The sequence below is a fragment of the Bacillus sp. RC252 genome (assembly GCF_044909215.1).
Classification (GTDB): Bacteria; Bacillota; Bacilli; order Bacillales; family Bacillaceae_G; genus Bacillus_A; species Bacillus_A mycoides.
In genome coordinates this window covers 24,058-38,815 of sequence record NZ_JBIYDV010000016.1, presented here as the reverse complement: position 1 = coordinate 38,815, position 14,758 = coordinate 24,058, and the positions used below count along the sequence as shown (strand labels likewise).

The following is a 14,758-nucleotide window of genomic DNA, read 5'->3' as shown; positions in this document are numbered from 1 at the left end:
ATTTAAATGCTTTCGAAAAGTGATAGAGGTAAAATGAATGGCCATTCGTTTTTTTTCAAAAGAAAAAGATCCACAGCTTACATGCTTCTATATAATATATATAGAAACAATAAAATGTGGATCTCTTCTTTTCTCCGTCACGTTTATTAACTTGTCTATAATGTTAACCCTTAATGAAAGCGGTGTCAACAGAATTTTTTCACATTTTCGTCACTTTTTTTGGTAATGTTTCCATAATTCTTTTTTCGATGTCGTAATTGCTGTCGCACCAGCATTTAACGCTCTTTCAACGTCTTCTACCGTTCGAATAAAACCACCTGCTAAAATTGGTACACCTGTACGCTCTTTCACTTCAGCGATCACACCTGTTAACGCACCAGGAAGCACCTCTATATAATCCGGCTTCGTCTTTTCTAGCAAATTACAGCTCTTTTCCATTGCGCTAGAATCAATTAAAAAGATGCGTTGAATGGAGACGACACCTTTTTGCTTCGCCTTCATAATTACGCTCGCCTTTGTCGATAATAACCCGTACGGTTTATATTCTTGGCATAAAAACTCCGTCGCATGCCCATCACTTTGTAATCCATGGATCAAATCAACATGTAAAAATACTTTTTTATTATGCTGCTTCGCAAGTGACACAACACTCTTCAATTGACCGACATGAATATCTAAAATAACAATATACTCATACGAACTATGTAATAGCTTTTCCAAATCTTTAATTTGCCTCACTGCCGGCAAAATCTTTTGCTCATGAAATTCCATTCTAAACGTCCCCTTCCTATCTATCCTTTATAGTACACAATTTAAGTGGAAAGAACAGCTAGTGTGGGGAATTTCTTTCATTACCTATATATTTCCTTCAACTTATCAGAAGCCATGCCACCTACAACCATTAATAGGAGCGGTAAAAAATTCATTACATATGGTGCATCTGCGACAATTGTAATGCTTGCTCCTGCAAACTTATTTAATGTCCATACAACGATTTTTGTAATAAACAAAAATACGCCCATCATAAATAGACTATCGAAAAACACCTTCCATTTTGGATACGCTAATTGCTTACTATCCTCTATTACTTTCTGCGTCAACTCTTCATCGCTCCTCAGCAACTCATCAATCGTAATACCGAACAGGTCACTTAGATGAATAATAATTTCAATGCTCGGATAGTTCTTTCCCGTCTCCCATTTCGAAACAGACTGCCTACTTACATGAATTTTTTCAGCCAAATCATTTTGCGACCAATTTCGTTTTTCTCGTTCCTCTTTTAAACGTTCACTAAAAATCATACTCTGTTTATCACCTCTCTACGTCTAGTATGGGCAAATAACTGATGAAGAGTAAAGCTAGTTATCGTTGCATAGGTTGTGCAACTTGTGCGTTACACTTTAAAATGGCGCCATTTCATACTCTATGTCATGCAGATTTCATATGTTTTTCTTCTATAATAATTTCCCGAACAATAATACAAATAACGAATACTAGTAAAGACAGGACTAGACATAAAAAATACGCCATTCCTTCCTATAGTTCTCCAGAAAGAATAACGCATATATCCATGTTTACTCATCCGTTTTCGGTTTATAAGAAAAACCCGGATATTTCACAACAGGCCACTTTTCTTTACGTAAAGAATCCATCAATTGCGGGCCAACATGTACATTACTTTCCACTATTTCTTTAGGAGTCAGTGCCATCCATTGATTTAACGATACATCTTCAAAACGGTTACTTTTAAACATCTCTAAAAACCATAATGTTTCATTGCCTGTGTTTTGAATATAGTGTCCAGTCGCAAACGGTACATATCCAACATCACCAGCTCTATAATCAAATGTACGAGCTGTACCATTTCCAAGAAACACCGTCATTCTCGCTTGCCCGGTAAGATAATATTGCCACTCATCATTATTCGGGTGCCAATGAAGCTCTCTCATTCCACCAGGCTCAATTTCAACGAGCGCTGCTGCGATTGTTTTGGAAATAGGAAAATTCGTAGAATCTACAATTCGGACGCTACCACCAGGAGTCTTAATCGGATTTTGTTTTAACAGTTCATGTTTAAATGTTAAAGGAACTTCTCCTTCTGGCGACTGAACTTCCTGATTTTCAAGCGAACCCGGTACCTCCCCTTGATAAATATAAACTTGATCTGAAGGAATGGAGTGAAAAGTACTTTCCGGCACTCCGAAGTTAGCCGACAACACTTCTTTTGGCGTATGTGCAAACCAGTCAGAAATAGCTAAAGTAGATAGATCAGAAAAATGTCCATCATCGAAAACGAGCAGAAATTCACAATGTTCCAATCCTTGAATCGAATGCGGGATGCCAGGGGGAAAGTACCAAAGATCACCTGGACCAACGTCAGCAATGAAATTTCGCCCTTCTTGGTCAACGGCAGTTATGCGTGCCTTTCCTAAAAGCATATATGCCCATTCTGCTTGTTTATGCCAATGGAGTTCACGTACTCCTCCGGCCGTTAAACTCATATTTACACCAGCAATCGTAGTCGAAACCGGAAGTTCTCTAACAGTAATCTCCCGGGACCACCCACCGTGTTTTAAAATCATAGAAGTGTCTGAGAACGAAAATTTCAAGTTAGGAACTAAGCCAGCATCAGTTATAGGCGGAACGAGCATATTCGGATTTTGAATATCCCGCATAACATTACGAGGTCCAGAATCTATCGCACCAGCTCCATCGCTACGGATTGGCTGTGGTATACTCCCTCCCGCTTCATTAACAGTACGTTTTTTCATCATTACACTCCTTTTTCATCCGATTATTAAGTAAAAAGCCTCCAGCATAGTATATGAATTGGGCTTTGGATGGTTACTGTGACTATGGATACAAGGGGTTCTGCCTTAACAATCCGCTAAATCTTGATGCGATCTTAATTTAAAAGGGAGTATCCAGCAAACTAACATATAAAAAAGAAGAGAAATCCCTTTCTCTTCTTTACAAGTTTCTATTAAAGCAATACCGAATCTTTATCACTATCCTGATTCCGTTTCTCTCGTTCTTCTTCTAAGCGCTTCATATATACTTCGCCTTCTTTTTCGATAAAATCATTATCCATCTCTTGCTCTTTTTTCGAAGTATATAAAACCATGTAGCCACTTAGTACAATCCCAATGATTACAAGATAAATCCACCATGGTAAAGTTTCCACTTTCGTTCATCCCTTTCCTTAGACAAGCCTTATTAGTTTCACTTTATGAGGAAAGAAGTGGTTTTATGCTTAAAATTTTATTGTGGATTCTTCGCGAAGAACGCTTGTACATATTCCATAAACTCTATTGGTTCCTGGCGAAACGGTGCGTGGTATCCTTTTTCAATGATATGGAACGTACTATTTGCAAATAGCTCATGATACAGTTCACCATTTTTCCAAGAAACACTCTTATCGTGTCGTCCCCATATAATTAAAGTCGGTACCTTAATTTTATCTGCTTCCATCGCAATGCGGCGCTCTCTCATTTTCGTAAGCTGATCATAATGCTCTTTATCATCGCGACTATTTTTCACTTCATTTTTATTATAATCCGTAATCTCTGTTACAGTTTGTAAGTCTGTCGATAGTGGCGGCACTTCATAACTTTCTTTTTGCTGGAAAGACTCTATTCCTGTAGAATCCGCTAAAACGAGATGCGTTACTGCATCCGGATATAAATACGCTAAATTTAGAGACATCTCTCCGCCCATCGAATGACCAAGTACTGCGAATTGATCGTATCCGAGTTTCTTCATTAACTTATAATATAAATTCACTTGTGTGGGAAACGAATACTGAAAATCAATCGGCTTAGAAGAACGCCCAAACCCTAAAATATCAACCGCAATAATCGTATGATCCTTTACAAGTTCCGGATAAATATCATTAAACCCATCTGAAGAACCACCGAACCCGTGAAGCATAAGTAAGGGCGGTTTCCCCTCACCAATTTGCTTAAAATAAATCGTCTGTCCATCAATCTGCGCCATACTCTCTTTCGTATTTATCTTCATCATAACAGTATCTTTCACTTCTTCAACCTTCGCAATCGGCTTATCAACGAAGTTACATACTATTAACAAAACGAGTACAATACCGCTAATCATATAAAACTTAAACCGTTTCAAAATTCCCGTCTCCTTTCTCATGCTGCTATTTAAAGTTTTTACATTTTTTGGTTGTTTTATGTTCTCTTTTTAATTGTAACTACATCGGTTACAATTATATTAAAAAATATTACTCAATGCCACTACTAATGGTCACTTTGTAACTATTATAGTTACATATAAAAAGTAAGTCAATTATTTTATCTGCGTTAACGGGCAGTCCGATTAGTGTGAGCTAATAATCAGTGTGAGATGAACCATCAAAAATTGTTTGCTCAGCGCTATTTGGTGCTAGCTTCCTTTGACTTGGTCGGACAATTGGATATCCGAAAGAAGGCTTGTTATCACTATACTTAGTGTCCCTTACTTCTTTTAGTTAATAAAAAACGCAAGCTTCTTTTGATTAGAAGTTTGCGTTTTTTATCATATACTTTATTTTTTCTCTTCACGAGCTAAATCGATTACAACATCTTTTCCATCACCATCTTTTAATAATACTTTAAAATGATTCACATTATCAAAAGTAGTAACATCAAACGTTTTCACCTTAATTACTTTCCCATTATCCCCAGCTCTTGAGTACCCCTTCAACGTTGACTTATATGTTTTCCCTTTTTCATCCATAAGAATAACACTATCAATTGTCTTTATCTGACGTTTTATTTCTTCCTCATCTCCAAAAGTATCACGTTCAAATGTAATACTTGTCCCTGTTGGTAGTACTTCTGCAGACACTATTTTTACAGACTCAGGTTGTTGTTTAGGAACAAAATGAATCTCTTGATTTCCTTTAAACTTCGAGTCTAATTTTATTTCCCCTTGCCACTTCCCTTGAATTTCCTTATTAAGCTGCATACCATTCTGATGCCAAACTTCTATATTTTCTTTTACAGTATTTGATTGAGATTCTGCTACTGTCCTGTAAGAAACATCTTTATTTTCTAATGGCGTAAACAAAGATATAGAACTAATATTAAAGTTTAGACTATCAATGTTATCAATTGAATTCATAGGATGGAATATTAAATTATAAGTTATTTCTCCCTCTTCTTCACCTGCCTGAATACTCCATTCGCTACCTCCCAACATCTTACTATTTTCATTTGTTAACCCTTCTGTGTATTCCGCCTTCTCTATATATCGTCCTTTATCATCTGTTAAATCGTACTTCATTCTTAAATCTGTCAATTTACTTATTAAACTTTTATCTTCAAATTTCAATTGTAAGGAAACTGCTATTTTAGATTTATCATACAGTACATTTTTAATTTGGATTGTAACCCCATTATCTTTCATCACATTATTCTCATCTACTTTTTGTATATACCCATTATCTGCCGCTTTTTGAACTCCCTGATCTTTCGCAAAAAAGAATTCCTTTACCACAGCTAATGCTGAATCACCATACACGCCAACTCCGACACTTGCTCCAACAATCGTTAACCCTGCTATCATTGCTGCAACTATTTTTTTATGGGAGGATGTTTGTTTTTGTTTCTTACTTTTTCTAATTTCTTCAAAAGCAAGTTCTTTTTTCTTCAAAACACTAGTAGGAATTGTTACATCATCATTTAATGCTTTTTCTAATTTATGCTCGAATTGATCATTCATTTTAAATTCCCCCCATTGTTTACATTCTCCCAGTCTTCTTTTAAATAATATTCTTTTAACTGTTGCCTTGCTCTATGTAGTCTTGATTTGATTGTTCCTTCTTTTTCATTTAAAATCTCTGCAATTTCTTTTGTTTTAAATTTATTTACATAATAGAGTACAATTACTAAACGATACTCCACACTTAAATAACTAAGCAGATTGTCAAATTCAAGCTTTTGTTCAATATTGTCTTTTACGATTTGATCTCCCTGTACTTTTCCATAATCATCCACATATAAAACTTTATTTTTTCGTACTATATCATTACATTTATTCATTAATATTTTCGTAATCCATGTTTTAAAATACTCTGGTTCTTTTACCCTTTTTAAATTTGTAAAAGCAGACAAAATTGTTTCCTGTATTGCATCTCCTATATCTTCTTCATTTTTCAAGCGTGCTTTTGCCACCTTATAGATTTGTGGCATTAATATATCAATTACCTCAATAAAGGCTTCCTCATCACCTTTTTGAGCCCGCTTTATGAGCAGCTCCATTTTAAATTCCCCCTTAGAAATCTACCATTTATGTTTTATATAACTATTAGACTGTATATACTTTAAAATGGTTGCACGAAATTCTAAATAAAGTGAAACTTTAATCAGTGGGGGGTTCTTCATCCCCCCACTGATTATCAGTTGAACCAATCGGGCTTTTATGGGCAGTTGATCCCCCACCTAACTTCTTTGCTTTCCCTGAATTTTGAGGTGGGGGTCTTACTGCCCATTAAAGCGGGATAAAAATAACCTTGGCTCAGCGAATACCCGAACTAAGGTTACTTTAAGTACAATGTTCATGATTCTTATTATATCTCGGCTCAAGTTAAACAATAGGGTGTATATCAAAAATGTATTTCCTGAATACTGTCGAATTAGAACCATAAAAACAATCTTATTACATCAAAGTTAATTTAGAGCACATTATGGATACCTTAAAACCAAGACAGGTTTATGAAATAGTACACTTTGTTTCCACTCTTAATTTTCATATGATGAAAAAAGAGCGCCGAACAGACATCAGCACTCTTTTTCATCATCATCGTTATTTATGCAAAGTTGTTCAGCTATTTCTTGTACCCGTTCCATCGTTATTCCTTCTCTAAACTCCACTGCTAGAGGATGGTCTGTCGGTTCCAGTTCAATATAAGGACGAATACCATCTGCTCTCGGATGAACCATCGTTTTCAAGCTTACTGTCTCCAACTCATATGGTAAATCTGTCGAAAGCCAACCAAACATCGGCTCTAATAATTGTTGCTTATCCCAGAATTCATTCACCTTATCAAAATTCGCTTCGCTTAACGAAACCCATACACCCCATATGAAATGTTCATCTGTACCAATGATAGGAATTTCAATACTCCCTCGAATGAAGAAGTGTTCTCCATCCATCACACATAAATCATCGTTCATTTCAAATCTATCTTCTCGCTCTTCAGGTTCAGCATCATAATAATAAACAGGAGCTGATGATCCATAACTCGTTGGAATTTCTTCATGATATGTATCGCAGCATCTACAAGTATACCCACTAATTTTCGTCATTTTATTCCTCCATCAATTTCATACATACATTCTATCAAAATACTTATAAAGTGAAAATAAAAAAAGCAAGCAATTCCAGCTATCAGCTAAAACTACTTGCTCTTCTACTTATTATTTCTATTTTTACTCTTTAATAAACTCCTTCGTACTTCTCACTGTATCAATCGGACGAACTAACTTCTCAATTTCTTCACGCTTTGGCTCTAAAAACGGAGGTAAAGATAATTTCTCTCCAAGCGTTTCATAAGGCTCATCTCCCATAAAACCAGGGCCATCTGTCGCAAACTCGAATAAAATTTGCGGCGCAACTCTTGCGTATAATGACTCAAAGAAGTGACGATTTACATAACCAGATGAAGGGAGTCCAACTCGACTTAGTCGCTCAATCCACTCTTCTAATACAGCGCGATCCTCTACGCGGAATGCTGCATGATGCACTGTACCAAAACCTTGTTGTGCTTCAGGAAGAACCGTATTATGTTCTACAATGACAGAGGCACCGTTTCCACCTTCACCCACTTCAAATAAGTAGAACTCTCCTTCTTGAGCAATCTCTTTAAATAATAGAACTTTTTCTAGCACCTCTTTGAAATAACTAAAGTTCGCGATACGAATAAATACAGGTCCTAAGCCAGTAATTGCATATTCTAATGGGACTGGCCCGTCTTGCCAAGGTGTACCTGATTCCACGCCTTTATCAAATTCATCTGAGATCAATTGATAGTGTTGATCATCAAAATCAGCGAAAGAAAGAGTTTTCTTACCAAATTGCTCTTTAATTCCAGTATGTTTCACTTCAAGACGGTCAAAACGTTTCACCCAATATGCTAATGCCGCATCACTTGGAACTCGGAACGAAGTTTTTGAAATTTCATTTGTACCGTGTACTCCTTTCGGAACGCCCGGAAAGTCAAAGAATGTCATATCTGTTCCTGCACTACCTTTATCATCTGCAAAGAATAAATGATACGTTTGAATATCATCTTGGTTTACTGTTTTTTTAACTAAACGCATTCCTAAAACGTGAGTGAAAAATTCATAGTTCTTTTCTGCACTACTTGTAATTGCTGTAACGTGGTGTATTCCTTTTAATTGGTTCATTTTATATTCCTCCAATAGTTTTAATTTATATTTAACTGTTTTATTTTTGCTCGCTGGTCAACAAAGCGTGTATTTATAAAAGTAATCATTTCATTTTACTAGTCAAGTGATAGTTAAAAAAATAATTCAATGTGTAAAACGATTCGTCCGAAAGTAATAATTCCTTTCGTTACTTTCACTTTACAACTCAAGTGATTAAAAAGCAAGTAAATTATCTTGAATTCGAGATAATTTTTAATATCTCAGTATTAGTTTAAAATGCTATATGTTTTGTGGCGTAATTATTTTCATATCTACTGGTAATAAAACCTTTTCACTCGCCAAAATAAATAGCCTACGATCAATGAACTAATCATAGGCTATTAAAATTCTTTAATAGTTAAATATCCTTACAATAACTTGTAATTTTAGCGAATAATTAATATTAGTAATTCTCTGTTTCATTAAATGATTTATTTTATCCCGCATTAACGGGCAGTAAGACTTCCACCTCAAAATTCGGCTGGAGCGAAGAAGTTAGGTGGGAGATCCCACTGCCCGTAAACGCCCGATTGGTGAGGGCTAATAATCAGTGGGGGATGAGCAAAACCCCCACTGATTATAGTTTCACTTTATATATTCCAAAAATCACTATTTATATCACTGTTATATTTATAATCAACCTTTTCTTTACCACATTTTTCGCACTTATAAATATTAGCTGTCCCAATCTGCCCTGTTTTAAAATTTTCACTATCCTGAGTTTTAATAAATTTATAATTGTGTATACATCTAGGTTCTCTTACTTTATCCATCCATTTTCCTAGCATAAAGTAATCACTCTCCTTAAAAGAATATTCCTACTACAACTCTATATTTAGAATACTCTACAAAAGATTTCCAATCAACGAACACGTTTTCTTGCATCACATGATATGTAAAAGAATTGTTTTGTTTAAGATCCGTTTTTTTATTAACAACAGACCCTCATCCATTAGCTTTACACGAGCTAATGCAATATAAATTTGCCGTATGATTTACATCTTTTTCTCTCATTATTTCTTTCCTCATCAAGGAATAAATAATGGTTTTTAAAACTGTTTGCAGTGTCTTCCCTTATCAGGGCAATAAAAGATGGTGTGAAAACTTAATTTCACACCATCTTTTTAAACAATTTTATTGTCATGCCACACTTAATGAGGCCATTCTATTCACAATCTTAATTATGGAAAGTTGGCTTATAGAACGAACGATTATCAAGTGCAAAGACACGTTCTGTGTATTCGCCTGGTTTTGTACGTCCTAATGCGCGGTCCATCATGTTCATTTTTGCATCTAAGTTATCGATGTAGTGCAGAATTTCTGCTTCTTTTACTAATGGTGGTTTTGGGCTACCCCATTCTGCTTTTCCGTGATGGGAAAGGACGATGTGCTGAAGGATTAATACTTCTTCTGCATCGATTTGTAGTTCGTCTGCTGCTTTACCAATTTCGTTCACCATGATAGAGATGTGGCCAAGTAAATTTCCTTCTAACGTATACGTCGTAGAGATCGGGCCAGATAGTTCGAATACTTTACCAAGGTCGTGTAAAATAACGCCCGCATATAGTAAGTCTTTATCTAACGATGGGTATAGAGCTGATATAGCTTTCGCTAAATCTAACATTGATACAACATGGTAAGCTAGTCCAGATACGAACTCGTGATGGTTCTTTGTCGCTGCTGGATATTCTAAAAATTCGTTTTGGTGCTTATTTAATAAATGTCTTGTTAGACGCTGTATGTTCGGGTTTCTCATTTCAAATATGTATTGCGTAATTTTCTCAACCATATCTTCTTTTTTTATTGGAGCTTTTTCTACGAAATCCGAGATATCTGTTACTTCATTTTCATTCGCAACACGGATTTGTTTCACACGTAATTGAATACGTCCTTTGTAGTTTAAAATATCTCCAGCTACTTTAACGATTGTTTCCGCTACATATTGTTTCTCAACTTCTGGTGATACATCCCATAGCTTCGCTTCAATATCTCCACTTGGATCTTGTAAGATTACTGTTAAAAACGGCTTACCATTGCTTGCGAGACCTTTTGTCGCTGTTTTAATTAACAAGAAAACATCGACTTGTTCACCAACTTCATATTCTACAATTTTCTTTTTCATTCGAATTCCTCCACCAAATCAGTTACTTTTAGTATAGCATACTACAACTCATTTTCTTTACGCTTATGTGTTAATTTTATAATCTCATTTTCTGTAAAATACGTTAGTAAATGCGCATGGCATGTAAAGAAGATAACTTGTCTATCTTTCGCAATTTCCTTTATAAGTTCAATCGTTCGATTCGTCCTTACCGCGTCAAAATGTACGAAGCTATCATCAATAATAAATGGATAGTCATGCTCAAACGTTTTCGCTAGTGCAAATCGTAACGATAAATATAACTGCTCCGCTGTCGCTTGGCTTAGTTCATGACTGTAAAAACGCATACCATCGTTACGTTCGACAATGAAAGGTTCCGCTTCTGACGGTGAGAATATTTTACTGTATCTTCCGCCTGTTAAATACACGAAATATTCTTCAGATTTTTGTAAAATGCGCGGCAAATGTACTTCATGATAATATTGCTTCGTTTTCGTTAATACTGTCTTTGCGGCCGCATAAGCAGCCCACTTCTTCACTTGTTCACGCACTTGTGATTTTTTCATTTCCCACTCATGTAGTAAATCACCATACGTACTGCCTTCTTCTAAATTCGCAATTTCTATTCGATGCTTCGCAATACGCTCTGTCAGTTCTTTCTCCCCTGCAAGACAGCTTTGCGCGGCTGTAATTTCTTGCTTTAATTTTTCATCATAACCGTCAGCCTCATAATGCTCAGCTAATGACAAACTCGTTAAGCGCTGTTCTAACAAATCAATTTGAGGTAATAAACGCCCCACTTGCTTATCCGCGTCTTCACGTTTCTCTGCCAATTTTCCTGCTTCTAAAAACATCTCTTCATCTGTAGATTCTGCGATATGCCATAACCCATCTCGCTCTACTAGTAGTTGTTTTAATTGCTCTTGCATGAACTCATATTCTTCTTGCCATTCCGCCAGCTTCTCTTTCAGCTGCTTACAAGTTTGGCGCTTCTCTTTCTCGTTTTGCATACGACTTTGCGCCTCATGCAAATTGCTATACTCCGTGCTACCGATAACAGTTTCTAGTTTATGCTCAAAGTGCGAAATCATTTCATACAATGAAGATTTCCGCTTACTTTGCTTCTCTAAATCACGATATAATTGCTGCATTTTTTCAATACGCTCAAACGCCGGCAATATGTGCGCATACGTATAAAATTCTGGGAACATATAGCGCGTTTTATACGCATCTACTTGTTCTCCTATTTGGAAAGTTTCTCTCTCCCATTCTTCATACGATGAAACGACTTTATCATAAGCTCGTTCCATTTGCTGCAACTTATACGACTCACGCTCAAATAGCTTACGAATCTCTTCATCTTTTTCTAACTGATAACGAACAGACATCGCTTCTTCACTTTGACGCCCGCCAGCACTTTGCTGAAGAGTAAGAAGCTCTTCTTGTAATCCACCCGAAGGATCTTTATATAAAACGAGTGCTAAAACAATCCCTACAAACACAATCACACTAATAAATAACAGCACGCGGTTATCTATAAATAGACTCGTGAATAAAACAAGCGTGTTAATAAGAAGTAACAGAAGACAAATTCTTTGCCACTGTTTTTTCTTTTGCTGAGCTGCCCCTGCTTTTTCCTCATACTTGCGCTTCATTCTCTCTGCGCCCATTCCTAAAAATGCCGCATCCTGAAATGATTTTTCTTTCTCAACTAACATATTTTTTTCTTCATCAGCTAACATTTGCTGGCTGATTTGTCTTATATTTTCTTCTTGCTCTTCTAATTGCTCTTGAGCCGTTTTAAAACGTTCATCAAGCTGTGTTTTTTGCGTTTCTAACTCTCTCGCTTTTTGCACAGTTTGCGTAATTAACTCTTTCGTCGCTAAACTTATATCAAATGAAAGAACAGTCTCTTGTTCAAAAGTAGCACCAATTTGTTGCTCTAGTTCTGCGATTTCTTCTTTTATATTCGCAATACTTCCCGTCATATCACGCATTTCTTGGCGTGCATTTTCATAAGACATGTGCTGCATACGAAGTTCTTCTACGTAACTTTCTTTTTGTAAAAATGCTTCATCTATTTCTGTGGAATCAATTTCTGATTGCACTGTTTCTATCTTTTTTTGAAGTGAATCTACTTGTACTTGGAGCGGTTCTATCTTTGCCTTTACCGCCTCATAGCGCGCCATTCCGTTTACAGGAAACTGCCCGTTCTCATTTTCTAACACTTTCTCGTGCGCACTCTTTTCAATAACAAGAGGCTCAAGCGCCGCTAATATTTCATAATCTTGCTTTCGTTTTTCGGCTGACTCTTTTTCCGCACGAACAGAAGTAAGTTTCTCTTCACTTTCTTTTAACTGCTCGACCTGTTTTTCATACGTGCCAATCTTCCCTTGCCATTCTTTCATCTTTTCCTCAATTTTCTTCATCTCTTGCAGTGACACGTTAATTTCAGGATTACGACCACTCGGCTTAAAACGCTGATTCATTTCTTTTTCTAATTTTTTATCTAACTGCAATAACGCATCGCTTCCGACTGCGCTTGCCGAAAATAAATAATTACCGATATCCGCTTCGCCGAGCTGATGAATATTTTGAAGACCATGCATATCAAATGAAAAAACAGAATCAAATAAGCTTTCATTCACACCGCTTAATATATCGTTTAAAATAGCTTCGCCGCCAGTTTTCCCGTCTTCAAAATAAACGGTCACCTCACCAACTGCCGTCTTTGGCAATCGTTCAATTTTTAAACGGCCGTACTTCTCTGTTTGAACAGTCATCGCTCCGCCGTACTTCCCGCCTTCTTTCGGCTCATAACGACGCTGTCCTCTCGTCGGAAAACCGAATAAAATACTTTTCATAAACGAGCGAATTGTCGATTTCCCCGCTTCATTTTCACCGTACAGTACCGTCAACATTGACAGATCCATTTCCACATTTTCTAGTTTTCCATAGCCATAAATATGGAGTTTTTCAATTCTCATTTTTTATCCCTCTCTTGCTGGAATAATTGCTCTAAAATAATATTTTCCGCTTCCTTTTGAATCTCTTTCTTCTCTTCTTCCGTAAAAGCTTCAATACTATTACGTGCTACAGGAGATGTCCAAATCGTGCGCAATACTCCATCCATATTTGTGAAAGCTTCTAACTCTTTCAGAACACTACCGACGAAATGATTTTCTTCTTTCAAACGTTCAATTTCCGCAAAAGAAACCGTCTCATTTTTCCACTTCATCGCATACACAAAGTCTTTTCGCTCTTCGCCAGCTGCTAAAATATGAAAAATCTCTTCCACGCGCTTGTCTTCACGCAAATAAGGAGAAAGTGGTCCCTGTCCTGTAAATATGACAGTTAAAAGCGTACCTTCCTCTTCTCTTCTGCATTCATTCATCGCACTTGACGCGCTCGTCATAAGGTCATCAACAGTTTCCAGTCCATCAATATTTACTTCTATCTCATCCCATACAACATCCGCCGTATGGAAAAATGAACATTGCGTTCCTTGTTTCGTGAGTTCAATCAGGTACGCACCCTTTTCTCCTGTTTCCTTACGATGACGTCCTTGTATATTACCTGGATAAATAATGCATGGATCTTCTGATAGAATTTCACGTTTATGTATATGGCCAAGAGCCCAATAATCAAACTGCTTTTCTTTTAGCTCACGAATTTGAAACGGTGCATAGCGATTATGCTCTGCATCCCCTTCCACACTTCCGTGAAGCATGCCAATATGAAAAGGCGCATCACTCATTTTCGTATACTGCGCTGTCATATTATCCGTTACCGCTTGCTGCAAATAACTAAACCCGTAAATAGAAGCTAATAGCTCACCATTTTTATAAAATGATTTCTCTTCTACATAAGGCTCCGTAAACACATGAACATTTTCTGGAAACTCAATTGCTGCCCAGCTTCCCCCTAAATGATCGTGGTTACCGTGAATAATAAAAACAGGGATATCGTACTGCGACAGTCTCTTCATTTGCTCGCGCACAAACACTTGCGCTCTCAAACTTCTCGTCTCCGCATCATACAAATCCCCGGCTAGTAATACGAAATCAACGCGCTCTTGAATCGCTTTATCAACAATACGTTCGAACGATTCAAACGTACTTTGCTTCATTCTCTCCCAAACAGAATGCGCAACATTCATTTCCATTCCTTTAAACGGACTATCCAAATGCAAATCAGCCGCATGTATAAACTTCACTTGTTTCAC

Annotated in this window: 13 protein-coding genes and 1 pseudogene; 1 reads left to right on the top strand and 13 read right to left on the bottom strand. The window is 36.7% G+C overall.

Annotated elements, in window-relative coordinates; genetic code table 11:
• Nucleotides 1–210: 210 nt before the first annotated feature.
• The 7 genes from glpP to ABH960_RS21045 form a co-directional block, all read right to left on the bottom strand.
• Nucleotides 211–771, bottom strand: coding sequence for a glycerol uptake operon antiterminator GlpP (gene glpP, locus ABH960_RS21075; protein WP_000394293.1), 561 nt, complete (start codon nt 769–771; stop codon nt 211–213).
• 80 nt (nt 772–851) lie between these two features.
• Nucleotides 852–1,301 carry a helix-turn-helix domain-containing protein gene (locus ABH960_RS21070; protein ID WP_404448183.1) on the bottom strand — a complete coding sequence of 150 codons (450 nt, stop codon included), beginning with the start codon at nt 1,299–1,301 and terminating at the stop codon, nt 852–854.
• Between the two features lie 273 nt (nt 1,302–1,574).
• A complete protein-coding gene (locus ABH960_RS21065) occupies nt 1,575–2,771 on the bottom strand; it encodes an oxalate decarboxylase family bicupin (protein ID WP_050001273.1) in 1,197 nt (398 codons plus the stop codon).
• Nucleotides 2,772–2,983: 212 nt separating this feature from the next.
• A complete protein-coding gene (locus tag ABH960_RS21060; RefSeq protein ID WP_002087191.1) occupies nt 2,984–3,184 on the bottom strand; it encodes a sporulation YhaL family protein in 201 nt (66 codons plus the stop codon).
• 77 nt (nt 3,185–3,261) lie between these two features.
• Nucleotides 3,262–4,134 carry an alpha/beta fold hydrolase gene (locus tag ABH960_RS21055; protein ID WP_215560241.1) on the bottom strand — a complete coding sequence of 291 codons (873 nt, stop codon included), beginning with the start codon at nt 4,132–4,134 and terminating at the stop codon, nt 3,262–3,264.
• A 411-nt stretch (nt 4,135–4,545) separates the two neighbouring features.
• The gene (locus tag ABH960_RS21050) at nt 4,546–5,724 is read right to left on the bottom strand and encodes a DUF4179 domain-containing protein (RefSeq protein WP_404448179.1); all 1,179 of its coding nucleotides are present in this window, start codon (nt 5,722–5,724) and stop codon (nt 4,546–4,548) included.
• Nucleotides 5,721–6,263 carry an RNA polymerase sigma factor gene (locus ABH960_RS21045; RefSeq protein ID WP_404448176.1) on the bottom strand — a complete coding sequence of 181 codons (543 nt, stop codon included), beginning with the start codon at nt 6,261–6,263 and terminating at the stop codon, nt 5,721–5,723. Before ABH960_RS21045 ends, ABH960_RS21050 begins: the two co-directional genes overlap by 4 nt.
• Nucleotides 6,264–6,564: 301 nt before the next feature.
• On the opposite strand from ABH960_RS21045, the pseudogene ABH960_RS21040 reads away from it, so the two are divergent.
• Nucleotides 6,565–6,724, top strand: a pseudogene (locus ABH960_RS21040) (IS4 family transposase); the annotation flags it as partial.
• 58 nt (nt 6,725–6,782) lie between these two features.
• Here ABH960_RS21040 and ABH960_RS21035 read toward each other — a convergent pair.
• From ABH960_RS21035 to ABH960_RS21010, 6 genes are all read right to left on the bottom strand, one after another.
• Entirely contained in the window at nt 6,783–7,310 is a 528-nt protein-coding gene (locus ABH960_RS21035; protein WP_404448173.1) for a DUF2199 domain-containing protein, read from the bottom strand.
• Between the two features lie 123 nt (nt 7,311–7,433).
• Nucleotides 7,434–8,411: a ring-cleaving dioxygenase gene (locus ABH960_RS21030; RefSeq protein WP_404448170.1), complete on the bottom strand. Its 978-nt coding sequence runs from the start codon at nt 8,409–8,411 to the stop codon at nt 7,434–7,436.
• A gap of 611 nt (nt 8,412–9,022) precedes the next feature.
• On the bottom strand, nt 9,023–9,220 hold the full coding sequence (locus ABH960_RS21025; RefSeq protein WP_002150116.1) for a hypothetical protein: 198 nt from the start codon (nt 9,218–9,220) through the stop codon (nt 9,023–9,025).
• Nucleotides 9,221–9,609: 389 nt separating this feature from the next.
• The gene (gene yhaM, locus ABH960_RS21020; protein WP_002011096.1) at nt 9,610–10,554 is read right to left on the bottom strand and encodes a 3'-5' exoribonuclease YhaM; all 945 of its coding nucleotides are present in this window, start codon (nt 10,552–10,554) and stop codon (nt 9,610–9,612) included.
• Between the two features lie 41 nt (nt 10,555–10,595).
• Nucleotides 10,596–13,520 (bottom strand): ATP-binding protein, encoded by a 2,925-nt coding sequence (locus ABH960_RS21015; protein ID WP_404448166.1) that lies wholly within the window; start codon nt 13,518–13,520, stop codon nt 10,596–10,598.
• Entirely contained in the window at nt 13,517–14,758 is a 1,242-nt protein-coding gene (locus ABH960_RS21010) for a metallophosphoesterase family protein (protein WP_404448342.1), read from the bottom strand. The genes ABH960_RS21015 and ABH960_RS21010 overlap by 4 nt, the downstream gene beginning before the upstream one ends.